The following is a 25,766-nucleotide window of genomic DNA, read 5'->3' as shown; positions in this document are numbered from 1 at the left end:
TTGATTCATTTAGCCTTTAAAATTAGGTAGGGCACGCATAGCAATCCCTTGTTCCGAAAGATACGATTTCAATACTGGAATCTCAATGATCCCTTTATGGAAAACCGAAGCCGCCAGTGCGCCATCTACGTCGGCTTGTTGATAGACATTGGTAAAGTGCTCAGGCGCACCTGCACCACCAGAGGCGATGAGAGGTACACTACATACATCGCGAACCGCTTTTAACTGTGCAATGTCGTAACCTTTGCGAACGCCATCTTGGTTCATACAGTTCAGTACTATCTCTCCGGCTCCGCGTCGCTGGACTTCTTTCACCCAGTCTATGGTTTCCCATCGAGTTTGCTGCGTTCGGCTTTCATCACCGGTAAATTTGTAGACTTCGTACTTTTGCGTTTCGCTATTGAAATGACTGTCGATACCAATGACGACACATTGTTGACCATAGACGTCATGTAACTCATTGATAAGGTCGGGGGTTGTCAGTGCTGGCGAATTGATTGAGATTTTGTCCGCCCCCATTTCGAGAATGCGACCTGCATCTTCAACCGATTTAATACCACCTGCAACACAAAACGGAATGTCGATGACCTCGGCGATCCGGCTTACCCAGCTCTTGTCGACTACACGCTGATCAGAGCTTGCAGTAATGTCGTAAAATACGAGTTCATCGGCACCAGCTTCCGCATATTTTTGGGCCAAAGGAACGATATCACCAATGATTTCGTGATTGCGGAATTGCACGCCTTTTACGACTTTGCCATCGCGAACGTCTAAGCAGGGGATTATGCGTCTTGCCAACATGCGATTGCCTCCGCAACTGTAAATTTACCTTCTAGTAGTGCACGCCCCAAAATAACGCCATCGACATTGGTTGGCTTCAACGCATTGATGTCGCTCAAAGCGCCTATACCGCCAGATGCTTGCCATTGAATATCGGGAAAGCGCTGTTTCATCTCAGCATACAATTCAGCATTAGCCCCTTGCAGCGTGCCGTCTCGACTAATGTCGGTGCACAGAACGTGTTTTGCGCCAACAGATTGAAAGTCTTCTAGCAGTCCTTCTAACGCGACGCCTGAATTTTCTTGCCAACCATGAGTCGCTATCATTTTGTTGCCGTTTTCGTCGATATTGATATCTAACGCCAGGACAATCGCTTCTGGGCCATATTGGGTTACCCAGCTTTTGACCAGTTCCGGCTGCTTCACTGCAAGAGAGCCAATCACAACACGTTTAACACCAATATCAAGTAGCTGTTTGACGTCGTCTTCAGAGCGAATTCCACCGCCAGCCTGGAAGTCCATTCTACCCGTTGCCACCATACTTTGGATTAAGGTTAACTGGCGTTTGTCTGTGTCTTTTGCACCCGTCAAATCCACAATGTGAAGCCAGGTCGCGCCTTGGTCTGCGTACTGGTTTACTACATCAACAGGGTCGAGTTTATATTCGGTTTTTTGCTCGTAGTCGCCTTGGTAAAGTCTGACTACAGCACCATCGATCAAATCAATCGCAGGAATAATCATAACGTTATAAAATTCTTCAGTAATTGAGCACCCGCATCACTCGAGCGCTCGGGGTGGAATTGCACGCCAAAGAAGTTATCTTTGTTTATTGCAGCAGAGAACACTTGACCATAGTCACTCGTTGCCATGGTTTGCTCATACTGTTTTACACAGAAGCTATGCACAAAGTAAAAGTAGGTTCCATCATCAATGCCTTTAAACAAAGGGGCATTACCGACTGCATCTACCTTATTCCAACCCATATGGGGCAAACGAAGGTTATCCGCTGTCATTTGTTCGACTAAGCCAGGCATCAACCCCAAACATTTTGTGTTGCCATTGATGCCTTCTTGCGACTCGGTGACCATGAGCTGCATGCCCAAACAAATGCCCAAAGTGGGTTGTTCAAGACCGCGGATCACGTCAATAAGCCCTTTTTCTCTGATACTCTTCATCGCCGCATTGGCGTGGCCAACACCGGGAAGAAAGACTTTATCTGCGCGTTGGATCGCATCGATATCGTCAGTTACCTCAACCCTGACGCCAAGGCGTTCAACAGCGAACTTAACCGACGAGATGTTGGCACAACCCGTGTTTACGATGACAATGTTATTCGCCATGCTAAAGTGCTCCTTTACTACTCGGCAAGGCGTCACCTTGTTTAGTTATTGCTTGGCGTAGCGCGCGGCCAAAGACCTTAAACAAACTCTCTACTTGGTGGTGAGCATTACCTTCAGTCGTAGATAGGTGTAAAGACAGTCCCATCGATTGAGCTAAAGAATAAAAGAAGTGTGGCACCATTTCGGTCGCCATTTCACCTACGCTTTCACGGCTGAATTCAGCGTCAAATTTCAAGTGAGGGCGGTTGGATATGTCCATAATACATTCTGCGCGGCACTCATCCATTGGTAATGCAAAACCGAAACGACCGATCCCACGCTTGTCCCCCAAGGCTTTCTTGAGAGCTTCACCGAGAGCTAACGCTGTATCCTCGACACTGTGGTGGTCGTCAATATGCAAGTCGCCATCGACCGTTAGGTTGAGTTCAAAACCGCCATGTGTGGCGATTTGATCCAGCATGTGGTCAAAGAAGCCCAGGCCGGTTTGTATTGTTGATTTCGCCGTGGAATCTAAGTCTACTTTGACCTTGATGTCGGTTTCAGATGTCGTGCGCACAACCTCTGCAATTCTTGACGATGCCAACAAGCGCTTTTCAATAGCATCCCAATTCAATTCGTCTCGGGTATACTGTAGACCAACAATTCCCATGTTTTCGGCCAATTGCATGTCGGTTGCTCGGTCACCAATAACAAATGAACGAGTGAAATCGACTTTTCCTTGTTGCAAGTAGTCTTTGACTAATCCCAATTTGGGTTTGCGGCATGTGCAATTGTCTTCTTCAAAATGCGGGCAAATGAGTACATCGTCAAAGATAACACCCTGACTAGTAAAGACTTGCATCATCGCATTGTGTGGCTTATCAAAGTCTTCCTGAGGAAAACTCTCCGTACCCAGACCATCTTGGTTGGTTACCATGACTAACTTGAAACCAGCAGCTTGTAACTTGAGCAAAACCGGAATCACATTAGGCTCAAAAACGAGCTTTTCTAGGCTATCAAGTTGATAATCGATCGGCGGCTCTTCGACAAGTGTGCCATCGCGATCAATGAATAATATGGCTTGTTGACTCATTATTGTTTTCCGGTCTTTGCAATAAATTGTGAGGTAAGGTCCAGCAAACGGGCATTTTGTGAGGCGTTACCAATACTCACTCTCAAACAATTTTCTAAGTTGAGTTGTTTAGATTGGTCTCGAATCAGCATGCCGTTCTCTACTAAAAACGCCATTAACGCTTTGCTGCGTGCGTAGCGAAACAGAACGAAATTCGCTTTGGTATCGCCGACTAAACTGATGCCGTCGAAGCCTTCCAACGCCACAGCTAACTGCGCTCTCTCATCTGAGAGCGTCGCGATTTGAGTATTCAGCCGTTCAATGCCTTGCGGCGAAAGCGCTTGAGCAGCAATTTGCGCAACAGGCTCAGGAACGGGGTAAGGGGCAATTACCTTCATTAGCGCACTGATAACAGGGGGATTGGCCAGCGTAAAGCCACAGCGAATTCCTGCCAATGCAAAAGCTTTAGACAAGGTTCTGAGAATGACTAAATTGGGGTAGGTTGCCAATTGATTCGCCCATGTCGTGTCGATGTCAAACTCGATGTAAGCCTCGTCGACCACCACCAAAGCCGTGTCGGCAAAGTGCTCGAGTACGCGGGTCAGGTCAGCCTGATTGACCCGCGTGCCCGTTGGGTTGTTGGGCGAGCAGATAAACACGAGGTTGACATTTTTTTTGCTACAAATACCCTCTACATCCAGCGAAAAATCGTCGTTTAACGGGACTTGTTTAATACCGACATTGCAGGTTTCTGCGCTGATAGCATACATCCCATACGTTGGCGGGCAGATGAGAATATTGTCTTTACCAGGTGTGCAGAACGTGCGAATGAGTAGCTCAATACCTTCATCTGCGCCACGAGTGGTAATGATTTGATCCGTCGCTAACCCCGTATACTTGGCATAGCCTTCAATCACTGCTGGTGGTTGGCAATCCGGATAACGGTTAAAGTGGCTGTCATCGACTTGATAGTCATTGGCATAGGGCGATTCATTCGCGTTTAGCCAGTCTTGCCCACCCGAAAACAGTCGACGCGCCGACTCATAAGGCTTCAGTGCAATAAGGTGTTCGTTGAGTAGGTTGTTGATCAAATCTTTCATTTGCTTTCTCCTACCAACGTTGCCATGCGAACTTCAACGGCTTTTTCATGGGCATCTAGGCCCTCAGCTGCCGCTAGTGCCATAATGGCTGGGCCCAAGTTAAGCATGCCTTCCTTGCTGATTTCCTGCACCGTATAACGGCGCATAAAGTCAAGTAAGCCGAGGCTAGAGTAATTCTTTGCATAGCCATAGGTAGGCAGAACGTGGTTGGTTCCACTGGCGTAGTCTCCAGCTGATTCCGGAGAATAAGCTCCAACAAAGATTGAGCCTGCATTTTTCAATTGGCTAAGCACTGAGCGTGCGTCTTCGACTTGTACTATCAAGTGCTCTGGCGCATAGGCATTGCTTACTGCAAACGCTTCGTCCATTGATTCGGTTAAAATATAACGCGCGTTTTCCATTGCTTGTGTGGCGATGCCGTTACGAGACAACTGCGCTAATTGACACGCTACTTGGTCTATAGTGGCTTCGATCAATGAACGACTATTACTGACCAATACCGCCTGAGAGTCCGTGCCGTGCTCTGCTTGTGATAGCAGATCTGCAGCGACGAATACTGGGTTCGCTTCAGCATCTGCCAGTACAAGAACTTCAGAAGGGCCTGCGGGCATGTCGATTGCCGCTCCTTCAGCGACTTGGCTAACTTGTTGTTTCGCTTCAGTAACAAAACTATTACCCGGCCCAAAAATTTTATCGACCTTGGCTATCGACTGAGTGCCAAATGCCATAGCAGCGATGGCTTGCGCTCCGCCACAAAGGTAGATTTCATCGATGCCGCACAAGCGTGCAGCAAAAGCGATTTCAGGCGCGATTTCCCCTTGGCTATTCGGTGGGGTACACAACACTCTTCGCGTACACCCTGCAACCATGGCGGGAACACCCAACATTAGCACGGTGGATGGCAATGGGGCCGTACCACCGGGAATATACAAACCCACCGCTTCAAGTGCTGTAAATTTTAGCTCGCAACGAACACCTGGCATGGTATTTAAATCAATATCGCTAGGCGACTGAGCATCGTGAAACTGTCGAATGTTGTCGAATGCCAATTCAATAGCTTGGCTCACATCAGGTTTAACTCGGCTGGCAAGTTCATCGCGTTTGTCTTTTGACAACGGTAACGCGAGCAATCCCGCGAAATCAAACTGCTTAGTGAAGGCGATAACAGCGTCATCTCCTTCATTTCTCACTTTGGCGATAATTTCGCTTACCGTTTTACTCAGTGCTTGATTATCAGCAAGAGCGGGTCGCGCTAACGCGTCTTTTCTCGCCTGTGCTGACAATGAGGACCAGTTGATCATCTGCTTTTTAACCCATCATTTTTTCAATTGGCATAACCAAGATAGAACTACAACCAAGAGCTTTTAACTTCTCCATGGTTTCCCAGAATAGTGTTTCAGGGCTCACGACGTGGATGGCTACCTGCTCGTCATTACCCGCTAAAGGCAATACCGTAGGGTTTTCCGCGCCGGGTAGTAAGCTTTTCACTTGTTCTAGGTACGCTTTTGGCGCGTGTAGCATGATGTATTTACTTTCTTTGGCTTGGGTAACGCCGTCGATACGGGGTAAGAAGCGATTGATCAGTGCTTGCTTGTCCTCGTCAATATTGCCAGCTTTTTGTATTAGTACGGCTTTCGAACGAAAGATCACATCTTTTTCAACTAATCCGTTGGCTTCAAGTGTGGCGCCGGTAGAGACCAAATCACAAATGGCATCCGCAACACCTGCTCTCGGTGCAACTTCGACTGATCCCGTCAACATAACGGCTTGCGCATTGATGCCTTTTTCTTCAAAGAAACGCTCAAGTAGATAAGGGTAGGTCGTTGCGACAGACTTACCATCTAACGCTTCCACATTGGGATAGTCTAATTCGTTTGGCACTGCAATAGACAAGCGGCAGCCACCGTAGTCTAGTCTGCGCAGTGTTTTGAATTCATAGGGTTTGTTAGACGCTTTGCGCTCTAACATTTTTTCTTCAAGTTCATTTTCACCGATGAAACCAAGGTCAACGACGCCGTCCATCACAAGGCCGGGGATATCATCGTCACGGACACGTAACAAATCGATAGGCTGATTGGTTGAATGAGCAATAAGTAGACGGTCGCGAATTTGTAGTTTTACGCCAATGGCTTTAAGTAGTGCAATGCTGTCATCACTTAGACGACCTGATTTCTGTACCGCGATACGTAGACGCTTGTTATCACTCATTGTGATTTCCTCTAAAGTTCCTGAATTTATTTGACCCTGAAACGAAAAACCCCCGGAAGTTTCCTTCCGGGGGTCGAGAATCTTGTCGCGCCACTGGAAGGACCATTAACCTTCCAGCACAAACCTGAAAGGCTATGCTTTATGATGGTGGTGATGCGTTAGGGCGCTGATATACATATTCGAAAAAAACGTTCCAAAAAATAGACGGCCAAACAGTAGCTAAATGGTTACGCCATTGCAACCTTTTTTCTTAACTTCTGAGTTATATCAAATAACTCAATGGATTTTTGGCTAAAATTAACCTGGTGTTAACAAAAATAGGTTAGGTTGGGTCTACTCGGCCTAATCATTTTACAGCTTGGTGCCGATACCCTAGTTAAGTATGGGGAGTATAATGTATGAATAACGATCTCATTTTTCCGATTATTCCCAGAGAAGGGAAAGTGCCCGTCGTGGCTGATAAACGAGTGAAAAAGGTCAACAAACAAAAAACCTCCAATAGCCTCAACGAAGAGGAAAAAGCCGAACATCAAGAAGAACGCAAGGTCAGCGACAAAGAACAATACATCCGGCACCAAACACCTAATCAACATGTGCAGGATACCGAGAATCCCGAGAAATCCGACAAGCCAGATGATGACGCTGAGCATCACCTAGATTTATATATCTAGGCCATTACGCCCAAATAGTTGGTGTAATTTGTCCCGCATTTCCTTCCACTCGTCTTCATCGCAATAGGTTGTTCTGACTTTATCGAAATTTCCTGTTAAAACAGACGTTCTATGCAAGTGTGTTAGGTGAGATTTTACCTAGCGTAAGCGGAAGTACCAACAACAATTCAGAGAAGGAAATAACCATGTTCCGCAGAACATTACTGTCATCCATACTGGTTGCCTCATTGGGCCTCACATTAACAGCGTGTAACGATAGTCAACCGAGCGCAGAGGCTAAAGCAATGGCTGAAGTGAAAGCTGACATGCCCTCACTTAAAAATGCAGTTGCGCAACGAACAGCAGAAGAAAAAGCAAGAGATGCGTCACGTCATCCCATCGAAACTTTGAGCTTTTTCCGAGTTGCCCCTGGCATGACGGTAGCGGAAGCGCTTCCCGGAGGAGGCTGGTACAGTCAGATTTTAGCCAACTATCTCGGTAGCGAAGGTACCTTATACGGGCTTAATTATGACGATGATATGTGGGCTCGATTTGGCTTTTTTAGCGAAGATTCCATTAAAGAGCGCATTGCTTCAACTAAGCAGTTCCCAGAGCTAGTGAATGGCTTTACGGACAATGGCATTAGCAGTGACGGTTTTACCTTTTCATCAGCGCCACAATCGTTAAACGGTACTGTTGATAGGGTGTTATTCGTTCGCGCGTTGCACAACCTAAACCGTTTTGAAACCGATGCTCAAACGCTGTCTAGTGCGTTGGCAACAACCCATCGCCTGTTGAAAGATGACGGTTACGTAGGCGTCGTGCAACATCGATTGCAAGAAGATGCGTCGGCACAAGGGGCTGATGGCAGTCGCGGTTATATCAAGGAAAGTGATGTTTTAGCCGCGTTCGAAAAGGCAGGGTTTGAACTGGTCGCGACATCTGATGTCAATGCGAATCCAAAAGATCAACCCAGTGAAACGGACATTGTGTGGCGTTTGCCACCGTCCTATCTTGGGGCCCGAGACGATGAAGCGAAAAAAGCGGCTGTGGATGCTATTGGTGAATCAAACCGAATGACATTGCTTTTCAAAAAAGCGAACTGAGTCACAAAACAGCGCGCCGGTTGGCGTGCTGTTGCTTTGCCCTTCCTATCGAAGCTATCTGAGCTCACACAACCGTGTGATATACCTGCCTAAATCCTTAAGCGAAAGCGCGATTCACCTCTTCGCTTGTATCTACAACAATTGAACCAGTAGCGAAACGTGTTGAGTAGCGAATATTCAGTGCTAAAGTAGTTGTGTTTTTTTGAACACAACATACCGGGTATTGATTTACCTAACTTAGGTTTTGGTCGAATTATCGGTTATCAAAATGTACACTCGGTTCAACGAAATAAAGAAACAGGACGTTATTATGAAATGCCCAAGTTGTGCCAGCGGCCACCTTTTCCCCGATTTTATTGATGACAACTTACGGTCACACAAGTGTAATTCGTGTGGCGGAGACTGGTTGCTTATCGAAGATTTTGTCTCGTGGAAAGAACGTCACCCCGAGCATGAATTTTCTGACAACCTCAGTGTTGAAGAGTTAGCCGAAGATACCGGCCGCGCATTATTTTGCCCAGTCAGTGGCGGTATTATGCGTAAAATGAAAATCTCGGCGCAGACGCCCCACCGAATCGATTATTCGAGTGCCGTCGGCGGTGTGTGGTTAGATAAAGGTGAGTGGGGGCTCTTGAAAAGCGAAGGCGTTGCCGGTTCGTTAAATACAATAGTCACTCAAGCGTGGCAACGACAAGTGAAATTGACAACGACAAGTCAAAACTTCAATGCGATATACACAGATAAGTTTGGCGAAGATACCTACAGCAAATTAAAAGAAATCAGAGCTTGGTTGCATGAACATCCACAAAAAGCTGATTTGCGAGCTTACTTGATGGCAGAAGATCCTTACTCCGCTCTGAAATAGTCTATCTGGGATAACTGCGAGGCGTTTATGACCGAATTACTGGGTGACTTCACCAGGTGGTTAGCTGAATATTTTGATGAAATGAGCATCATGTTAGTGGCCACTGCGCTGGTGGTGTATGGCGATGTCATTAACAAGCATGTCAAACGTATACTGGCGCCATATCATTTTGTGATACGAACACTGGTGTTTGTTCTACTGTGCGCCTTTGGTTATGGCTTACTTACCCTATACGGGGCACCTTTTTTGCGCTATGTACTGGCCTATTTGCCTTGGCAATATCAAGGTGCCGCCTACGTGATGTGTTTTATTACATTGGGCTTCTTAGCCGAACGTAGACGTTATATTTAAGGCGGTCGGAAACAGAACAATAGTCGATAGGGGATATTATGAGTCACGATTGCGTTACCCTGCAGGTTCAGGATGCGATTGCCCATGTGCAATTAAATCGTCCTGATAAACACAATGCGCTGAATATGCATATGTTCAATAGTATTGATAAGACAATAAAGCACCTTGCCAAGCGCAAAGATGTGAGAGTCGTCATTGTTTCTGGTCAAGGGCAAAGTTTTTGCTCTGGGTTGGATGTGAAGTCTGTTATGTCTAGTGCGCCCAATGCGTTAAAGCTATTGTTCAAATGGCTACCAGGTAATGCCAACCTAGCACAGCGTGTCAGTGTAGGATGGCGCCGATTAAAGGTACCAGTGATTATGGTGCTGCATGGTAAATGTTGGGGGGGCGGCATGCAGATTGCTCTCGGAGGCGATTACCGCATTGCTGCACCTGATACATCATTGTCAATAATGGAAGCCAAGTGGGGATTGATACCCGATATGGGGGGCACACCAGGTTTAAGAGCGTGTGTAACGAGCGATCATGCAATTCGACTGGCGACGACGGCAGAAATCGTTACGGCTCAACAGGCGTTGTCTTACAACTTGATTTCTCAAGTCAGCGAAAAGCCCATCGATGCTGCCTATTCACTAGCAAAACAGCTTGTACAACGCTCTCCTGATACCAATGCTACAGTGAAGCAAATGTACAACCGTGTCTGGGTGAAAGAGGAACGTCGTATCTTGGCAAAAGAATCTCTTAACCAAATTCGAATGATAATGGGAAAGAACCAAAAAATTGCAGTAAAACGCGAAATGACAGGTTCAGATATTCCATACCGATAATGTCGGGGCTGTCGTATGAAGTTTGAAATATTGACAGGTCAACACGTTCGGCAGCTTCTTGAGTTTGAGCGAGATAATCGAGCGTACTTTGAAAAATTTATTGCGCCAAGGCCGTCTCATTTTTTCAGTGAAGACGGTGTTAGTGCCCATATTGCATCGTTGGTTTCTCTGTATCACAAAGGCTGTGCTTTACCTGTATTGGTCATCGATGGCGGGAGCGTTATTGGCAGAGTCAATCTTCGAAATATTAACCTTGAGAATAAGCAGGCTGAAATTGGATACCGCGTAGCAAAGTCCACAGCGGGTAAGGGGATAGCGACTGCGGCAGTCCGGTGGATGTGTGAAGAAGCTGCGATGAATCGGGGGCTGTCAGTTGTCTTGGCGCGTGTTTTGACCAACAACCCTGCGTCTAAAGCTATTTTGGCAAAATGCGGATTTGTTTTCGATTCTCACATCGCCAATTTCACTGAGCATCGTGGCCAAAGCTTAGATTGCGACATATTTCGCAAACATTTGTAACAGCATATTCATTGGTTGGCTGCTAGGCTTACTATCAACTCAGCGAAAAGGAGTGGGTAATGGCAGCCGCATTGAGAATCCCTGTATTTGTTCTGTTTCTTGTGTCCGCACTGATTTGTTATCAGATAGGTTTTGCTCTGGGTATTATTGCTATTGTGTTACTCGGCGTAGTATTTGAATTACTGTTCTGGGTAGGCGTTTTTAACTTCAATAAGAAGTCGGATGTAGGATGATATCGGGGCGTGTTGATCATTGGTTTAAAACTCAAACCGGCTTGGGCTCCGTTTAAAGGTCAACACGTCCCAGTGGATAATGGTGTTACTGAAATTGCAAACTTACAGTTTAGTGACCGTGTAGCCAGCCTTTTTTAACTGTGCGATCAAACCCGCTTCTCCCGCCATATGTAAAGCACCTACCAAGACAAATTCGGCTTCTGGCGTCTTCATATAGTCTAAAATTTTAGGCATCCAGTTATTGTTTCGCGTCACCAATAGGTTGTTGTAGATTTCAGGATAGTCTTGCTTGAAATCTTTCATGCTGTGGTCATACATACTTTGCATGTCGCCCGCTAGCCAATCGGCCTTCATTTGCTCTAACGCAACGGGCAATTTTTCAAGATCCCTTAGCGTGTATTTGATCATTTCATCTTCTTTGCCTTCGCCCATACTCGCGATGAAATTAACTTGCTCCATGGGGGTCTCTAACCAATCGATGGCTTTTGACGCTTGAGTACCTTTTGTAAAGAAGTACTTATCGACACCCTCTACATTTAATCCCAGTCGCTGAAACTCCACTGCGCTTAATGTAATACCAATCAATGAGGGTTTGAGAGCCTTCATCTGCTCAAATGGCAGTCCGTATTGGGCCAATTGGGCTTTGAGTTGCGTAAGCGTTGCTGGCGATAAAACGTCACTGAGAGTGGTGCCGTCCCGATACATCATTGACGTCATCATTTGCTGCGCAAATTGCGGTGATTCCATAGCAGCAATATCTGTCTCAAATACAAGGGTTTCTGAAGCAGCAAAGGCCTTGTCGAAAGCCTCCGGAAGCGGGTAATCAGAGGCACTGAGTAAGTGCAAAGTGCCACCGAGGTAAAGCGAAGACTCGCCGTCACTGACTTTCCACACTGAGGCAGCATTGACTGATGCGACAAGAAAAAGGGAACTAATTATTGTTGTGAATTTTCGCATGGGCTCTCCGTAAAAGCTAAAACCAGTCCTGTGGCGGGTACAGTATCATCCCGCCTCAACCATGCCTATCACTTTAGTCTAACACCTCAAACGTGAGTCCCGCTTTTTCGGCAAGAGGCGCATACAATTGGTCTTTAAAACACGAGGCTGGTGTGTAGAAACCACCGCTGTTTTGACGAACATCTTCGTTGGAAGCTAAACATAGCGCCGCTTCGGCAATGATCTTCGCAGTGGAGCCATAGCCTGGATCTTTATCGCCAAGCGCTTTCACTACGATTTTTTCCTCATCACAGGTTTCGCCATAAAAACGGATGTCGTACATACCGTTCTCTTGTTCTTCTGGCGTCGGGCCTTCTCCCGGTTTAGGCAGCATCTTATTTTCCATCCAATGCTTAATTGGCGTGATAGATGCGCCGATCATGAAGGCACTTAGACCCAGTGTCATACTCCACCCACGCATCATGCCGCTACTTCCTCGACCCATCTGCATTGCTTCGTCGTAGATGAATCGCTCACCATATTTTGCACCTAATAAGGCGTTACTGCGATGAACAATACGGGTGTTGATTGCTGCCATCACAAAAGGCGCAACCCAAGCCTCAAACTCTGGCTCGTATTTCGCTTTTTTCAAGTTAGGCTGATAGGCCTTAAAGGAATGTCCTGCTGGGCAAAGTACGTATGGGTTAGCGAGTTGCTTGCGAAGCCCCGGGTCTTTTTTCGCTTCCTCGACAATGTTTAGCATACTGGCGATGGTGCCACCAGAAGCACCGCCTTTTAAGCGTCTAACGCGCATGTTAACCGTTTGGCAGGTTTTGCCGAATTGCTCAATAGCGTTGTTTTGCAGGTAATAGACGCCTAAATCAGACGGAATTGAATCGAAACCACAACTGTGGACAATCCTCGCCCCTGTTTGCTGTGCTTGAGTTTCATAGCCGTCTTGCATTGCTTTTATCCACTGCGGCTCACCTGTAAGGTCGACGTAATCTGTACCAGATTCAACGCATGCTTTAACCATAGGTTCGCCGTACAAAGAGTAGGGACCAACAGTCGATAAAATGACCGTAGCACGCTCGCACAGTTGCGCCAGTGCCTCGGCATCTCCGGCATCCGCTACTAGTGTCGTGATGTCAGTGTTATGCTCGGTTTGTAGCTCGTTTTGTAAGACGTTTAGCTTCGCCTGACTGCGACCTGCCATTGCCCACTTTGGACCATTCTCACCATATTGTTTCGCTAAATAATGACATATTATTTTGCCGACAAAACTGGTTGCACCAAAGACTATTACATCGTAGTTATTTTTGTTATCTGTCATTCTTCCACCAATGAGTTCGGCAAGCCGGAACACCCAAGCTGCGCAATTGTGTGTATAGTTCTAAGCGGTCTTCAAGATTGAGAAACTCGCCAAGTACAAGCTGTTTTTGGTTGTCACTAATCGTTAATATCGGCAGTGGCCAGTTATTTTCCGATTCGGTTAACGTTATCTCAATATGCCGCGCATCAAGCGTATGTCGACTCAACTGTTTATAGCCACTGACTATCTTGACATTATCAGCAGTTAGCGTCACGACTTGCTTGCTGTACGTCGCCAAACTGACCCGATAGAGTAAAAAGGAGAACAGTGCCAGCTCCAAACCTGCGAAAGGCAGCACTATCCAGACTCCAACTACACTCCAGCCCCCAGCGACTAACAACATAGTGAAGCCGATAAACCACATAAAATATTTACTTTCTTTCCATGTCGCCGAGCGGTTTGGAAACAAGGTGATTTGGGTCTGCTGTGGCAGTTTTACTATCTCTATCATGGGATCACCAAAGGCTCCGCCGACAAATCATAGTCGCACAATTTTATTGTTAAATAAATGTAGATAGATACTAGTGAATAATGATTTTTGTTCATTAATTTCGATGATATCAAGAGCAACGGTTAGCCGTTTCTGACTGCTTATTGCGATTCATATACATCCATATGGTTTATTTTTACGTAACCTTCTGGCAAAGTGCACAGCAAAAAATAAGAGCAGTTGACCTTAGTGTTTAGTCTTTCTCGAACCCAATGGATTGCCCTGATACTGGCGGGCCTGTGGTTTACTATTTTCCTCAACCAAGCTAATCCTTTTGATCTCATTACTGAGTTCGGTGGGTTTACGCTGTTGGGAATTATTGGTGCGATTTTCGCCAACGCGACCGGGGCTGGTGGTGGCGTCGTGTTCGTGCCATTTTTTAATCAGCTGGGCTTTACTCCTGAAAATATCATCGGCACTAGCTTGGGTATTCAATGTTGTGGCATGACGGCAGGGGCGCTTACCTGGTGGAAATTCTTCCGTTCTCAACAGCCTGACCAAGACCACTGGCAAGCGCTACCCAAAGCGCTATTGATATGTGTGCCGACCTCAATACTAGGCTTGATGACGGTGCAGTATGCTCAAGACAACATCAATATCTTGCATCAAATCAATCAACGGACCGACTTACTGCATTTGGGATTCGGTGGGTTCTCTATTTTGCTGGGAGTGGCGATTTTTGCTTCTGTTCCGTTGCTGAATCGAAGCAAAAACACTATCGAGTTGGCTGGTATCGATAAGGTCAGCTTGGCTTTGATTAGCTACCTCGGGGGAATGATTACTGCGTGGTTGTCTGTCGGCGTCGGAGAGCTGGTCGCTGTTTATCTTATTATCAGAGGATTCAATGTCACTATGTCTATTGCCGTCGCGGTTATTCTTACCGCATTTAGCGTTTGGAGCGGAATTGTTTATCACGCCTTGTTGCTCGATAGCGTGATCTGGCCCATCGTCTTGTTTGCCGGTATGGGGGCTATTATCGGCGGAACGCTGGCAAAACACGTAGTGTTGGCTTTCTCTGCGTCCAAACTCAAGATATTCTTCGGCACATGGGTGCTGCTATTGGGCGTCGTTAGCTTACCTATTTGATTTCACAACTCGCATAGAAAATTTTAGAAAAGCAGATCTGCCATGTTTTTGCTAGGGTTAAAAGATGCGTCTTTTACTAACCCGAAAAAACACTTATGTCATTTGTACCTCAATCTCCGTATCGTGTTGAGCAGCCTGACTGGTCAAAAAATGCTGTTATTTATCAGATTAATACCCGCCAGTTTAGCGAAGGGGGCAATTTCGAAGGCATCCTTCCTCAGCTGTCTCGCCTCAGAGAATTAGGCGTCGATATTTTATGGCTGATGCCGATTCATCCGATTGGACATAAGCACAGGAAAGGGCCTTTGGGCAGTCCCTATGCCGTAAAGGATTACTATGGCATCAACTCTGAATTTGGCACCTCAGAAGACTTTCGTACCCTAATAAACGCCATACATGCCCTAGGGATGAGAGTCATTTTGGATTGGGTACCCAACCACAGTGCTTGGGATAACGATTTGGTTACTCGTCACCCTGATTGGTACGCTAAAGACTACAAGGGCGACTTTAGACCCTGTCCGTGGTGGGACTGGGAAGACATTATTGAATTTGATTACAACCATCAGGACATGCGAACTTATATGGCTGAGGCAATGGCTTACTGGGTTCGAGAGTATGATATCGATGGTTTTCGCTGTGATGTGGCGGGTTATATACCCAATGATTTTTGGCACCAAGTATCGCTGACGTTATCACGAGTGAAACCTGTCTTTATGTTGGCTGAATGGGAAAACCGCGACTTACACGAACAGGCGTTCAATATGACCTATGCTTGGTCTTGGCACGAGGCGTTGTGGAATCTTGCTCAAGGTAAAGGGAGCCTAGACAAAGTCAGAAAATACTACGCTTGGAATGAACGCGCATGGCCAAAGTCTGCGTATCGGATGACTTTCGTCAGTAACCACGACGAGAACGCATGGGATGGCACTCAGCATGAGAAGTTCGGTAAATTACTTGCACCTTGTATCGCGTTGAGTGTGTTAGGCGAGGGAATGCCTTTAATATACAACGGTCAGGAAGCGGGAGAGAGCAAGCGACTTGCTTTTTTCGACAGAGATCCAATCGAGTGGCAATCTCATTGGGTGGGAGAACTTTATCGTTGTTTAATTCGATTGAAAAAAGCGATACCGGCACTCTGGAATGGCGAGTTTGGTGCTACTATGATTCAGGTGCCTAACTCGCAGCAGACCGATGTACTTAGTTTCGTTCGTGAGCAAGACGGGCATAAAGTATTCGTAGTGTTAAACTTTTCTCACGGTGATATCACAGCAACGTTTAACGACAACTTGTTTCACGGAGACTATGTCGACCCGTTCTCTGACGAGAGTGTTACCTGCGATGGGGCGACTGAGATAACGCTCAAGCCCGGTGGTTTCCGGGTCTTGGTTCAAGGGGCATGTCCGAGTGTCGGCTAAGTAATAAAATCACTCAGCGCGGCAATCACAACCATAGCGACGAATACAAAACCCATTCGGCGAGTCAGCATGGCACCACTAGCATTTTTATCTGCTTGAATAACGGGTAATTTGTTTAACAGCACACGTACCCGGTGTTGACTCCATTCTCTGGCGGTTTGTGAATACAAAGCGGTCTGCAATGCCACTGTCGGGACGAATTTTCGGTAGAGCCACTCTATGTCTAGATTGACCGATCGCAGTTCAGGCGGGTACAACCCTCGCTTGTTCAGCCAAACAAAGGCCAGGGCAGAGAAAAACAGCAGCTGTAATTGTGTGAGTGTATGGGTCAAATCATAGGGCTGGTATTGGTTTTCCCATGGTAGCAGCTGATAAAGCAGTTTAGGGTGCACGCCTATCGCTATACAGGCCAGCGAGGCGAATCCCATTGCCCACAGCATGTTAGTGGGGGCTTCTTTCACGCGTAGCCCTCTGTCATGGGCAAAAAATGCAAAGAAAGGTATTTTTATACCTGCGTGATGGAATACGCCAGCCGATGCAAATAGGAGCATGAGCCACAAGTAGTCGTAACCTTCGCCAATAAGTGCAGACATCACCATACTTTTACTAACAAAGCCGCTGAATAATGGAAATGCCGAAATAGAGGCCGCACCCACGATACAAAATACGGTAGTTTTGGGCATTGACTTATACAGCCCTCCCAAATCTGAGCCTTTGACATGACCGACTCGCATCAATACCGCTCCCATCGTCATGAACAATAACCCTTTAAAAATAACGTCATTGAAAGCATGAGCGACTGCTCCGTTCAGCGCTAACGCTGTACCTATGCCGATTCCACAAACCATAAAACCCAACTGGTTAATTAGGCTATACGCGAGAACTTTGCGCAGATCATTCTCAATGACAGCGTAGAAAATAGGAAAGCATGTCATCGCCGCACCGATGTAAACCAACAGGGTCTCGCCGGCGAACGTCCGCGCTAGCATATAGATCGCCACTTTCGTCGTGAAGGCAGAGAGAAATACAGTGCCTGTTGCTGTCGCACTAGGGTAGCCATCAGTTAGCCAGGTGTGTAAACCTGGGAATGCGCATTTAATGCCCAGTGCAATAAAGATAAACCAAGAAGCAGTGTCGCCAAGGGACAACGCGCGTATCGCAGTATTCCCTGAAGCTTGGACAAGTAGAATAATGCCACATAGCAGTAATACCCCCGACAACACTTGAAAAACCAAATAGCGAATTGCGGCTTTGGTTGATGCGTCTTGGCGTCGAGCCCAAATAAGACACGTTGAGGTAACGGCAAGTAGCTCCCAAAAAATGAACAAGGTGATAAAATCGCCTGCGAAAACGGCGCCCAGAGCGCTGCCTGCGTACAGTAACCCGGCAACTTGTTGCAATGTATCTTTGACATGTAATGAGTATAGAAGAGACAAAAATGCCGCTATGTGAAACAAGTAGCCAAACAGTAAGCTCAATTTATCTAGCTGCATGATGTCTAGGGTAAAGGACGCGATCGACAATGTGACAACACCGTCCCAATGTGATGTCATGTACAGATTGAAACCGCTGCAGAGCGGTAATATCAATAGGAGTATTCGCCATTTCGCGGGCAAAAATGCAGTGACAACGGCGCCAATGAAAAACGCGATAAACGGCGGCAAACCCTCAATCCACATGTTGGTCCTCCACATCGTCGTAATAGTCTTCTTTGCGCATGAGTAACACTCGCATGACTTTGGCGACTAAGACCAACAAGACACAAGCAACAAAACCATACAAAGCATAAAACGCTGGTATGTTCTCTATATCGCTATACACGTGCCGATGGACAACAAAGTCTGCAAACACGAGTACAACGCACAAACCGTAAAATATACGCAAGATCCAGTTTATTGTGGCGGGCTTATCAAAAAAGCCAGAATCGGTCGGTTTCGTCATTGGGAACCACCTAACGATGATGCGAGTTGAATAAACGTGTTTGGAGCAAAGAACAAGTAAATGCACATTGCCGCGGGGATAGCCATACCAATTAAACAAAGGAGGGGCGCTTCTTTGTGTCTTTTATTGTCGGGAGCAGCTTTGAAAAACGCATTGGCTGGTATCGTCAGCAGGTACATGATATTGAGTAATGAACTCAACAAAAGAACGCTTAGCATTGCCCACCTGATAATCTCTGATTGGCTATAGCTCGCGGCGGCGTCTAACAGAAACCACTTACTCCACATTCCGCCAAAGATAGGTAACCCAATGATACTCAGTGCGCCAATAGTGAAAAATGCAAAGGTCCAAGGCATGTATCGGCCGAGCCCGTTGAGCTCACTGATGTTGGTTTTGTGGGTGGCGACCAGTATTGCTCCAGCGGCAAAAAATAGCGTTATTTTGCCAAAAGCATGAGTAACGATATGTAATGTGCCCCCAAGCAACCCCATTTCGTTGGCGATAAAAATGCCCAAAATGATATAGCTGAGCTGGCTGACTGTGCTATAGGCCAACCGCTCTTTTAGGTTGTCTTTTGTCATGGCAATAAACGAGGCGAGGACAATAGTGATGACGGGGAACCACAACAAAATGTTACTGGCTTCACTTTCAAACAAAAAGCCAGTTCCTACGATACCTGTCACTACTTTAAGCACCGAAAACACGCCAGCTTTGACGACGGCAACCGCATGCAGAAGGGCACTGACGGGCGTGGGCGCTACCATTGCTGAGGGTAACCAGCGATGAAATGGCATCACGCCCGCCTTACTGATACCAAACAAAAACAGCAACATGAGTGGTAAAACCCAAGTCGTCGCTATGTTACCCGCTAGTACTCCGCCGGAAGTGAAGCGCAACGTTCCTCCAAACTCGTAGGTGATCATCATTGCGGGTAGGAAAAAGGCGATAGAAGAGCCCATCAAGATGGTGAGGTAAATTCGACCGCCGCGCTTGGCTTGTGGTGTCCCCGCATGCGTAACCAATGGGTAGGTAGACAGTGTGATAAGTTCGTAAAATAGGAATAAGGTTAAAAGATTACTGGCATAAGCGAGTCCCATGACCAGTGCAATAGCGACAGCAAACAAAGCGTAAAAACGAGTTTGGTTCTGCTCGGCATGGCCTCTCATGTAACCAATGGCATAAACACTTGTTACTAACCAAAGGCTACTCGCGATCAAACTGAAAAGTATGCCTTCTGGCGTGTGCTCCAAACCAATGGGGATATCGTCTAGAGGCCTGGCCAAAACTAGCTGACCTAAAGTATCAGAGGTATGGAAAATGGCGACATTTACTGTGATTAGCGCTAGTGCGCCGATACAGGTCACTGTCTCTCGGGCATTAGGAAAAGATCCCAACACTGCTACGCCAATAGCAGTCGACAGTGGGACGAGTAACGTCAAAGCCAGTAGTAACTCAATATTCATGGTAGCACACCCAAGGTGACGTCACGAAAAAGTGAGGAGGCGGCAACTTCAGCGGCTCGAGTTAGCCAAGTCGTATCGAAGCCAAAATACAAGGTGGCTAACGTCAGTGCCCAACATGCAAGCCCCATCATCAATGGCGTGGCCCCGATAGCGGCTTGGCCAGAACTCACTTGGTGTACATGTGGCTTATCCTTTGGCTGAAAGTACAGGGATTCGACCATTTTCCAAACGTAAACCACGGATAAAACAGACCCGATCAAGGTTGCTACCAGCACCCACCACTGCTCAGTTTCTATGATGGCTCGCAATAAATACCATTTACTGACGAAGCCGGCAGTACCGGGTACCCCGATAAGGCTTAGCCCGCCAATCACCATGGCCACCATCGTCCATTTCATATCTCTGCCCAGACCACGGAGTTCACTGAGGTATAAGGTGTTGGTTCGGATCAGGAAAATACCTGCAACCATAAATAAAGCGGCTTTCATGACCCCATGGTTGAACAAATGGAGTAAGGTCGCTTGCATACCCGTCGCATTAAGTAACCCAATACCAAGAATCATGTAACCGACTTGCGCAACGCTGGAATATGCCAATAGTCGCTTTATGTTGTCCTGATTGACCGCGCGGAGGGACCCGTAAATGATGGCGATGCAGCCCACGCCCACGAGCACTTTGGGCAATACAATAGCCATCCAATATTCCACGGGGTAGACATCAAACAAACAGCGTATCAGTACGTAAATTGCAACTTTGGTAGCCGTTGCTGCGAGAAATACACTGACCATAGACGGTGCGTAGGCGTAGGCATTCGGCAGCCAAGAATGAAGAGGAAAAATCGCCGCTTTCAAAGACATTCCAATAACGATAAAAACCAGTGCTGTACTCACCAGTTGTTTGTCTTCGAACGCGTAGAAGCGAATAGCGATATCTGCCATATTGAGGCTGCCCGATGCGGCGTAAAGTAACCCCACACCTATCAGAAAAAACGTTGCGCCAATGGTGCCCAAAACTAAGTAGTTGAATGCCGCCATCAAGGCTTTGCGATTTTTGCCCAGTGCAATTAACGCGTAAGAAGACAATGAAGAAATTTCTAAAAAGACAAATAAATTAAAAATGTCACCCGTCAGGGCCATTCCCATTAGGCCTAAAATGCACAGTTGATAAGCCGCGTAAAACAAGCCAGATAGGTGAGCGGATACCTCTTGTTCGGCGGTTTTGTAACCAAACAATGTGGTGAAAAATGCAATCCCGCTTATGATCAGTGCGACTAAGCTGTTTAAACTGTCTAGTTCGTAGGCGATCCCCCACGGCGCTTGCCAGCCTCCAAGCTCGTAGTGGACTTGAGAACCATCGATTAGGCTTAACAGAAGACAAATTGACAGGATAAACAAGACGAGCGTTAGGGTTTGAGTCATCAAATAAGCGTGTAGTCGCTTTTTACATAAAGCGGTCAGTGGCGCAAAACAGAGGGGCAAAACAACGAGAAGTATCGACCACTGCATTAATGGTCCTCCGTATCCATCGAATTGATTTCGCTCTCTTCTAATGTACCGTATGCTTCTTTAATACGAACAATGAGTGCGAAACCCAGCGCCGTTGTTGCTACACCCACGACGATGGCTGTCAGCATTAGCACCTGTGGTAATGGGTTTGAATACACATTAATGCCCTCGGCCACAATCGGGGCACTACCGCCAGTAACCTTACCCAAGCTGACGTAAAACAAAATAACTGCCGTTTGAAAAACGCTGAGGCCCGCCATTTTTTTTATGAGATGTTCTCTGCTCATCAGGGTGTAAAGACCAACCATCATGATTGCGATGATAAGCAGGTAGTTGGCATGACCAATCAAATACTCCATCATTTTGGCGCTACCCTGCGAGCAAAGGTAATGAATAACAGCATCATGACTGATGCCACAGTAATACCCACACCCAACTCGATTAAGATGATGCCTAAGTGTTGCCCATTCAGTGGCGTATCGAGTAGGGCACTATAGTTTAGGAATTCTGCACCGCGCACCATACCAATCACCCCCACGCCTGAGTAAAGCAACACGCCGAAGCACGCTGCCACCATCAGCCATCGGTCGGGGATGATGCGAACCATGGCATCAAGCCCAAACACAAGGGAATACAATAAAAATCCCGATGTGAAAATTACACCCGCTTGAAAACCACCTCCAGGGCTGTAGTCGCCGTGAAACTGTACGTAGAAAGCGAAAAGCAACACCATGGGAATCAACCATTTTGCGACGACGCGGAGAATGATGTTATCCGGCATCGCGCTCTCCTTTCACATGGGGCTTGTCTCTTCTGACGAGTAATAGCAATACCCCGATACCTGCGGTGAGTACCACGGTAACTTCTCCCAAAGTATCGAAGCCTCGATAGCTCGCCAAGACGGCTGTTACCAAGTTTGGTACGCCGGTTTCCGCCATGCCGTTTTCTATGTAGCGTTTGCCGACCTCAGTGTGTGCTGGTGCACTTGGGTCACCAAGAGCAGGAATGTCGTGAATGCCGTATACCAACAGCCCGCCCATGACGATACATATCAATGCTGGTATCACCCGGTTTGATGCATGAGTCTTGGCTTCATGGCCATTTTTTATGGATGCTAAGGTAACCAACATCAATACCGTCGAAATACCTGTACCCACTGCCGCTTCAGTAAATGCAACATCTGGCGCATCGAGAACAACGAACAAGCCTGCGACGAGAAAACTGTAAAGCCCGAACATCATAGACATTGCAAATAGGTGGCGAACTCTCAACAATGTGAATGCGATGATCAATAAGAAAGTCAGTAACACCAAGTTGATGACTAAGCTCATTTGCTTACCTCACGTTCTAAAGTGGGCGCTTTGGGTTTGATTCCAAAATACCAAGCACTGTGTCCAAGCGCATAGGAGGAGGCAGGGCTTGTAAAGAGCAAGAGGGCAAATATAAGCACAAGCTTTACGGTGGTAAGGGTCCAGCCAGATTGCAAAGCGAGCCCGAAGAGAACAAAAAAGGAGCACAAAGTGTCAGAGACGCCGACAGCGTGAAGCCGACTGTAGATGTCAGGCAGTCGTATAATACCTGAACCGCCTATGATGCTCAGTACACAGCCAAGTGCGATGAAAATGATAGAAAGGGTATCAACCATTTTTGTCTCCCTCTTGTCTGGCCAATTGATGGCTTCTCTCCACTAGTTTTAGTGCAGCTACCACGCCTACGAAGTTGAGCAATGAATACAACAGAGAGATATCCAACAAGTCAGAGCGCCCAGAAAAAAACGCAAACAACGCGACCAGCAAAACGGCTTTAGTGCCAAACATATTAACTGCAAGAATTCGGTCAAATAGGGTAGGACCCAGCAACGCCCTGCACAGTGCTAGTGCCATAGTGATTAATATTGCGAGTGAAGCCACGAGATAAATGTCAGTCATGGCAGTTTTGCCTCGGGTAAAATGTCTGCTATCTCACCCTCGAGTAGCGCTTTTGCACTTTCTTCACTGATGGTATGCACCAATAAACTATCGCCTACAATGGCGATACTGGCGGTGCCGGGAGTCAATGTAATCGCATTGGCATAAATGACATTCGTGAGTTCATCGTCACTGGGCAAGGGAAGTGTAACAAAGCGCGAGGTAGTTGGCCTGATGCCCGTGATGCGTAACACCACATCCCAATTGGACTGAATGATTTTGGCGGTGAGCAAAACCATGTAACGAACAACACTGAGGTTGATAGTCAGCGGGTAGGATTCGCGATCGACGACTTGCATGCGCCTAGTAATCATAACCACTAAGGCAACCGATACGGCGCCAAAGCACAGCATTAGTGGATTGTAGTGACCAGACAATAACAACCAAACCACCGCTAAGGCGATGGAAAGCCTAACTATATGCATTGGCACCTAGCCCCCGAGAGAGATTCAACCAGTCCGTTGGGTAATTTTTATACCCGTCATGTATAAACGTAGACGAAAATCTGCCCATTTAACAAATATGTAACAAAAAAGCTGGGTGAATATTGTGCGAATAGCGGCGGATTAAGCGCAGAGTGTGTATTGAGAACACATTCATACCGAAAATTTGGCATAATATGATTTTTGATAATTCTATGGGATTGTATGCCAAGCGTTTCTTCTGTTTTTGCCAGTGATGGGTTGTTGGCTGAGTGTATTGATGGTTTCGTGCCTCGACAGGCTCAAACCGATATGGCTAAAGCGGTGGAAAGCGCATTGAAATCCAGCCAAAGTTTGATTGTCGAAGCGGGTACTGGTACCGGAAAAACCTACGCGTATCTTGTGCCTGCACTGTTGAGTGAAGGCAAATCGATCATTTCGACCGGTACAAAAAACTTACAAGAGCAACTTTTTCATCGTGACTTGCCCCTCGTGAAAAAAGCCCTCAAGTCCAATCGAAAGACGGCTTTATTGAAAGGCCGCGCCAATTACTTGTGTCATCACCGCTTGCGCCAACACGGCGGTAATTCAACCTTTATCGACAAAGACGTATTACAGCAACTTACCGTTGTTAAACACTGGTCTACAACAACGAAAACTGGCGACATGGGAGAGCTAAAAACGTTACCGGAAGACGCAAGAGTGATTCCAATGGTGACGTCAACGGTAGACAATTGCCTTGGTAGAGAATGCCCTGACTATGAAGAGTGCTATCTGGTTAAAGCGCGCAGGAAAGCACTAGAAGCCGATGTGATTGTCGTCAATCATCACTTGTTTTTTGCCGATCTCGCGCTAAAAGATACTGGATTTGGCGAACTGATTCCCGAAGTCGATAACATCGTGTTTGATGAGGCCCATCAAATTCCGGATATCGCATCCGATTATTTTGGTGAAAACATCTCAACTCGTCAGATTACTGAAATTAGCAAAGACATAACACTGTTGTATCGCACGGTGTTAAAAGACGCAGAACAGTTAGATAAAGCCGCGGAAAAGTGCCGTATGATAGCAGCTGATCTTCGGTTGTTGTTTCCAGACTCGCCTCAACGGGGGAATTGGTTTGAGGCAATGGAAAGAGAAGATGTGCAGCTTGAGGTTAATAAATTGGCCGATGCGTTGGGCGTATTGCACGAAGTCAGTAAGTTGCACATAGGTCGCGACAAAGACTTGGACAACCTCTATGAGCGCGTTGTCGAAGCGCGAGAAAGACTTGATGCGATGCGGGATGTCGAGCAAGAAGGGGTAAGTTTGTGGTACGAAACTACCAACAAACACCTCGTTTTACATATGACGCCATTGTCGATAGCCGCCAAGTTCAGAAGAATTGTAACCAATCCTCCACGAGGTTGGATATTTACCTCCGCAACACTCATGGTCAATGGTGGTTTTGAGCACTTTCAACGCCGTATGGGGCTAGAAGACGCTAAAACGCTGGGTTTGGATAGCCCATTCGACTATCAAAAACAGGCGATGCTATGTGTGCCGAGATATTTGCCTGAACCCAATAGCTTTGGTCTCAAAGATACACTAGTGAAAACGGCGAAACGCTTAATTCGCGCCAGTAAAGGGCGTTGTTTCCTGTTGTTTACCAGTCACGCAATGTTGCGGGAAATAGCGGGCAGATTAGAGGAAGAGGTAGATAATCCATTACTCGTTCAAGGCACTACGACCAAGCAAGCGCTGTTGCAAGCCTATTTAGACAAGCCTGATGCTGTTCTCTTGGGAACGGGGGCCTTCTGGGAGGGGGTCGACGTGCGAGGTTCAGATTTAGTTTGTGTTATGATCGATAAATTACCGTTTGCTTCCCCTGACGATCCGTTATTACAAGCCCGTATGGAAGATTGCAAAAAGCGAGGCGCTAACCCGTTTGCAGCGATCCAAATACCTCAAGCGGTAATAACACTAAAACAAGGTGCGGGCCGCCTTATCAGAGATCCCAGTGACAAAGGGGTGCTGGTAATATGCGATAATCGATTGGTGACAAAGCCCTATGGCAAAACATTTATTGGCTCATTGCCACCCATGTCGCGAACTCGAAGTTTGGAAGATGCCGCGTCATTTTTGGAAACAATTGAATAAT

30 protein-coding genes and 1 other annotated feature are annotated in these 25,766 nt (G+C 46.8%); of the genes, 10 read left to right on the top strand and 20 right to left on the bottom strand.

Annotation, left to right across the window (positions count from 1 at the left end):
* Window positions 1-9: 9 nt before the first annotated feature.
* The 7 genes from hisF to hisG are packed head-to-tail and all read right to left on the bottom strand — an operon-like array spanning window position 10 to window position 6,478.
* Window positions 10-801: an imidazole glycerol phosphate synthase subunit HisF gene (gene hisF, locus AC27G9_RS05855; protein ID WP_487071973.1), complete on the bottom strand. Its 792-nt coding sequence runs from the start codon at window positions 799-801 to the stop codon at window positions 10-12.
* Window positions 783-1,520, bottom strand: a complete 738-nt coding sequence (hisA, locus tag AC27G9_RS05850; RefSeq protein ID WP_487071971.1) for a 1-(5-phosphoribosyl)-5-[(5-phosphoribosylamino)methylideneamino]imidazole-4-carboxamide isomerase — start codon at window positions 1,518-1,520, stop codon at window positions 783-785. Before hisA ends, hisF begins: the two co-directional genes overlap by 19 nt.
* On the bottom strand, window positions 1,517-2,119 hold the full coding sequence (hisH, locus tag AC27G9_RS05845) for an imidazole glycerol phosphate synthase subunit HisH (protein ID WP_487071969.1): 603 nt from the start codon (window positions 2,117-2,119) through the stop codon (window positions 1,517-1,519). The genes hisA and hisH overlap by 4 nt, the downstream gene beginning before the upstream one ends.
* Window position 2,120: 1 nt before the next feature.
* Entirely contained in the window at window positions 2,121-3,191 is a 1,071-nt protein-coding gene (gene hisB, locus AC27G9_RS05840; protein WP_487071967.1) for a bifunctional histidinol-phosphatase/imidazoleglycerol-phosphate dehydratase HisB, read from the bottom strand.
* A complete protein-coding gene (gene hisC, locus AC27G9_RS05835; RefSeq protein ID WP_487071965.1) occupies window positions 3,191-4,270 on the bottom strand; it encodes a histidinol-phosphate transaminase in 1,080 nt (359 codons plus the stop codon). The genes hisB and hisC overlap by 1 nt, the downstream gene beginning before the upstream one ends.
* Complete coding sequence (gene hisD, locus AC27G9_RS05830; protein WP_487071963.1) at window positions 4,267-5,571, bottom strand: histidinol dehydrogenase; 1,305 nt, start codon at window positions 5,569-5,571, stop codon at window positions 4,267-4,269. The genes hisC and hisD overlap by 4 nt, the downstream gene beginning before the upstream one ends.
* A gap of 7 nt (window positions 5,572-5,578) precedes the next feature.
* Window positions 5,579-6,478, bottom strand: a complete 900-nt coding sequence (gene hisG, locus AC27G9_RS05825; RefSeq protein WP_487071961.1) for an ATP phosphoribosyltransferase — start codon at window positions 6,476-6,478, stop codon at window positions 5,579-5,581.
* A 44-nt stretch (window positions 6,479-6,522) separates the two neighbouring features.
* Window positions 6,523-6,635: a sequence feature (His leader region), on the bottom strand.
* 241 nt (window positions 6,636-6,876) lie between these two features.
* Between hisG and AC27G9_RS05820 the strand changes: the two genes are divergently transcribed.
* The 7 genes from AC27G9_RS05820 (at window position 6,877) to AC27G9_RS05790 (ending at window position 11,029) form a co-directional block, all read left to right on the top strand.
* Window positions 6,877-7,149 (top strand): hypothetical protein, encoded by a 273-nt coding sequence (locus AC27G9_RS05820; protein WP_487071959.1) that lies wholly within the window; start codon window positions 6,877-6,879, stop codon window positions 7,147-7,149.
* A gap of 185 nt (window positions 7,150-7,334) precedes the next feature.
* Complete coding sequence (locus AC27G9_RS05815) at window positions 7,335-8,234, top strand: class I SAM-dependent methyltransferase (RefSeq protein WP_487071957.1); 900 nt, start codon at window positions 7,335-7,337, stop codon at window positions 8,232-8,234.
* Between the two features lie 310 nt (window positions 8,235-8,544).
* A complete protein-coding gene (locus AC27G9_RS05810; protein ID WP_487071955.1) occupies window positions 8,545-9,099 on the top strand; it encodes a hypothetical protein in 555 nt (184 codons plus the stop codon).
* Window positions 9,100-9,126: 27 nt separating this feature from the next.
* A complete protein-coding gene (locus AC27G9_RS05805; RefSeq protein ID WP_487071953.1) occupies window positions 9,127-9,450 on the top strand; it encodes a DUF3392 family protein in 324 nt (107 codons plus the stop codon).
* Window positions 9,451-9,488: 38 nt separating this feature from the next.
* Window positions 9,489-10,277: a crotonase/enoyl-CoA hydratase family protein gene (locus tag AC27G9_RS05800; protein WP_487071951.1), complete on the top strand. Its 789-nt coding sequence runs from the start codon at window positions 9,489-9,491 to the stop codon at window positions 10,275-10,277.
* A gap of 15 nt (window positions 10,278-10,292) precedes the next feature.
* A complete protein-coding gene (locus tag AC27G9_RS05795) occupies window positions 10,293-10,796 on the top strand; it encodes a GNAT family N-acetyltransferase (RefSeq protein WP_487071949.1) in 504 nt (167 codons plus the stop codon).
* 59 nt (window positions 10,797-10,855) lie between these two features.
* Complete coding sequence (locus AC27G9_RS05790) at window positions 10,856-11,029, top strand: hypothetical protein (protein WP_487071947.1); 174 nt, start codon at window positions 10,856-10,858, stop codon at window positions 11,027-11,029.
* A gap of 102 nt (window positions 11,030-11,131) precedes the next feature.
* Here the strand turns inward: AC27G9_RS05790 and AC27G9_RS05785 are convergent, their stop codons facing one another.
* The 3 genes from AC27G9_RS05785 to AC27G9_RS05775 all read right to left on the bottom strand — a co-directional run bounded on the left by AC27G9_RS05785 (window position 11,132) and on the right by AC27G9_RS05775 (window position 13,788).
* The gene (locus tag AC27G9_RS05785) at window positions 11,132-11,986 is read right to left on the bottom strand and encodes a TraB/GumN family protein (protein WP_487071945.1); all 855 of its coding nucleotides are present in this window, start codon (window positions 11,984-11,986) and stop codon (window positions 11,132-11,134) included.
* A 73-nt stretch (window positions 11,987-12,059) separates the two neighbouring features.
* Window positions 12,060-13,298, bottom strand: a complete 1,239-nt coding sequence (locus tag AC27G9_RS05780; RefSeq protein ID WP_487071943.1) for a saccharopine dehydrogenase family protein — start codon at window positions 13,296-13,298, stop codon at window positions 12,060-12,062.
* Window positions 13,288-13,788, bottom strand: a complete 501-nt coding sequence (locus AC27G9_RS05775; protein WP_487071941.1) for a DUF2244 domain-containing protein — start codon at window positions 13,786-13,788, stop codon at window positions 13,288-13,290. The genes AC27G9_RS05780 and AC27G9_RS05775 overlap by 11 nt, the downstream gene beginning before the upstream one ends.
* Before the next feature lie 228 nt (window positions 13,789-14,016).
* Between AC27G9_RS05775 and AC27G9_RS05770 the strand changes: the two genes are divergently transcribed.
* Both AC27G9_RS05770 and AC27G9_RS05765 read left to right on the top strand, forming a co-directional pair.
* On the top strand, window positions 14,017-14,913 hold the full coding sequence (locus tag AC27G9_RS05770; protein ID WP_487071939.1) for a sulfite exporter TauE/SafE family protein: 897 nt from the start codon (window positions 14,017-14,019) through the stop codon (window positions 14,911-14,913).
* A gap of 95 nt (window positions 14,914-15,008) precedes the next feature.
* Window positions 15,009-16,328, top strand: a complete 1,320-nt coding sequence (locus AC27G9_RS05765; RefSeq protein ID WP_487071937.1) for an alpha-amylase family glycosyl hydrolase — start codon at window positions 15,009-15,011, stop codon at window positions 16,326-16,328.
* On the opposite strand, the gene AC27G9_RS05760 is transcribed toward AC27G9_RS05765, so the two are convergent.
* The 10 genes from AC27G9_RS05760 to AC27G9_RS05715 are packed head-to-tail and all read right to left on the bottom strand — an operon-like array spanning window position 16,325 to window position 23,629.
* Window positions 16,325-18,007, bottom strand: coding sequence for a Na(+)/H(+) antiporter subunit D (locus AC27G9_RS05760; protein WP_487071935.1), 1,683 nt, complete (start codon window positions 18,005-18,007; stop codon window positions 16,325-16,327). The genes AC27G9_RS05765 and AC27G9_RS05760 overlap by 4 nt on opposite strands.
* Window positions 17,997-18,269 carry a hypothetical protein gene (locus tag AC27G9_RS05755; RefSeq protein WP_487071933.1) on the bottom strand — a complete coding sequence of 91 codons (273 nt, stop codon included), beginning with the start codon at window positions 18,267-18,269 and terminating at the stop codon, window positions 17,997-17,999. Before AC27G9_RS05755 ends, AC27G9_RS05760 begins: the two co-directional genes overlap by 11 nt.
* Window positions 18,266-19,732: a proton-conducting transporter transmembrane domain-containing protein gene (locus AC27G9_RS05750; RefSeq protein WP_487071931.1), complete on the bottom strand. Its 1,467-nt coding sequence runs from the start codon at window positions 19,730-19,732 to the stop codon at window positions 18,266-18,268. Before AC27G9_RS05750 ends, AC27G9_RS05755 begins: the two co-directional genes overlap by 4 nt.
* Window positions 19,729-21,237 carry a monovalent cation/H+ antiporter subunit D family protein gene (locus AC27G9_RS05745; protein WP_487071929.1) on the bottom strand — a complete coding sequence of 503 codons (1,509 nt, stop codon included), beginning with the start codon at window positions 21,235-21,237 and terminating at the stop codon, window positions 19,729-19,731. The genes AC27G9_RS05750 and AC27G9_RS05745 overlap by 4 nt, the downstream gene beginning before the upstream one ends.
* Window positions 21,237-21,599, bottom strand: a complete 363-nt coding sequence (locus tag AC27G9_RS05740) for a cation:proton antiporter subunit C (RefSeq protein ID WP_487071927.1) — start codon at window positions 21,597-21,599, stop codon at window positions 21,237-21,239. The genes AC27G9_RS05745 and AC27G9_RS05740 overlap by 1 nt, the downstream gene beginning before the upstream one ends.
* The gene (locus AC27G9_RS05735; protein ID WP_487071925.1) at window positions 21,596-22,018 is read right to left on the bottom strand and encodes a Na(+)/H(+) antiporter subunit B; all 423 of its coding nucleotides are present in this window, start codon (window positions 22,016-22,018) and stop codon (window positions 21,596-21,598) included. The genes AC27G9_RS05740 and AC27G9_RS05735 overlap by 4 nt, the downstream gene beginning before the upstream one ends.
* Window positions 22,008-22,568 carry a DUF4040 domain-containing protein gene (locus tag AC27G9_RS05730; protein WP_487071923.1) on the bottom strand — a complete coding sequence of 187 codons (561 nt, stop codon included), beginning with the start codon at window positions 22,566-22,568 and terminating at the stop codon, window positions 22,008-22,010. Before AC27G9_RS05730 ends, AC27G9_RS05735 begins: the two co-directional genes overlap by 11 nt.
* Window positions 22,565-22,882 (bottom strand): monovalent cation/H(+) antiporter subunit G, encoded by a 318-nt coding sequence (mnhG, locus tag AC27G9_RS05725; protein WP_487071921.1) that lies wholly within the window; start codon window positions 22,880-22,882, stop codon window positions 22,565-22,567. Before mnhG ends, AC27G9_RS05730 begins: the two co-directional genes overlap by 4 nt.
* A complete protein-coding gene (locus tag AC27G9_RS05720) occupies window positions 22,875-23,165 on the bottom strand; it encodes an MrpF/PhaF family protein (protein ID WP_487071919.1) in 291 nt (96 codons plus the stop codon). The genes mnhG and AC27G9_RS05720 overlap by 8 nt, the downstream gene beginning before the upstream one ends.
* On the bottom strand, window positions 23,162-23,629 hold the full coding sequence (locus tag AC27G9_RS05715) for a Na+/H+ antiporter subunit E (RefSeq protein ID WP_487071917.1): 468 nt from the start codon (window positions 23,627-23,629) through the stop codon (window positions 23,162-23,164). The genes AC27G9_RS05720 and AC27G9_RS05715 overlap by 4 nt, the downstream gene beginning before the upstream one ends.
* 222 nt (window positions 23,630-23,851) lie before the next feature.
* On the opposite strand from AC27G9_RS05715, the gene yoaA reads away from it, so the two are divergent.
* The gene (yoaA, locus tag AC27G9_RS05710) at window positions 23,852-25,765 is read left to right on the top strand and encodes a DNA repair helicase YoaA (protein WP_487071915.1); all 1,914 of its coding nucleotides are present in this window, start codon (window positions 23,852-23,854) and stop codon (window positions 25,763-25,765) included.
* The last annotated feature ends 1 nt before the right edge of the window (window position 25,766 follow it).

It is taken from the genome of Alteromonas sp. 5NS40-0096 (assembly GCF_057544385.1).
Note: the sequence above shows the minus strand (reverse complement) of the source record. Positions and strands in the feature narration are given on the sequence as shown.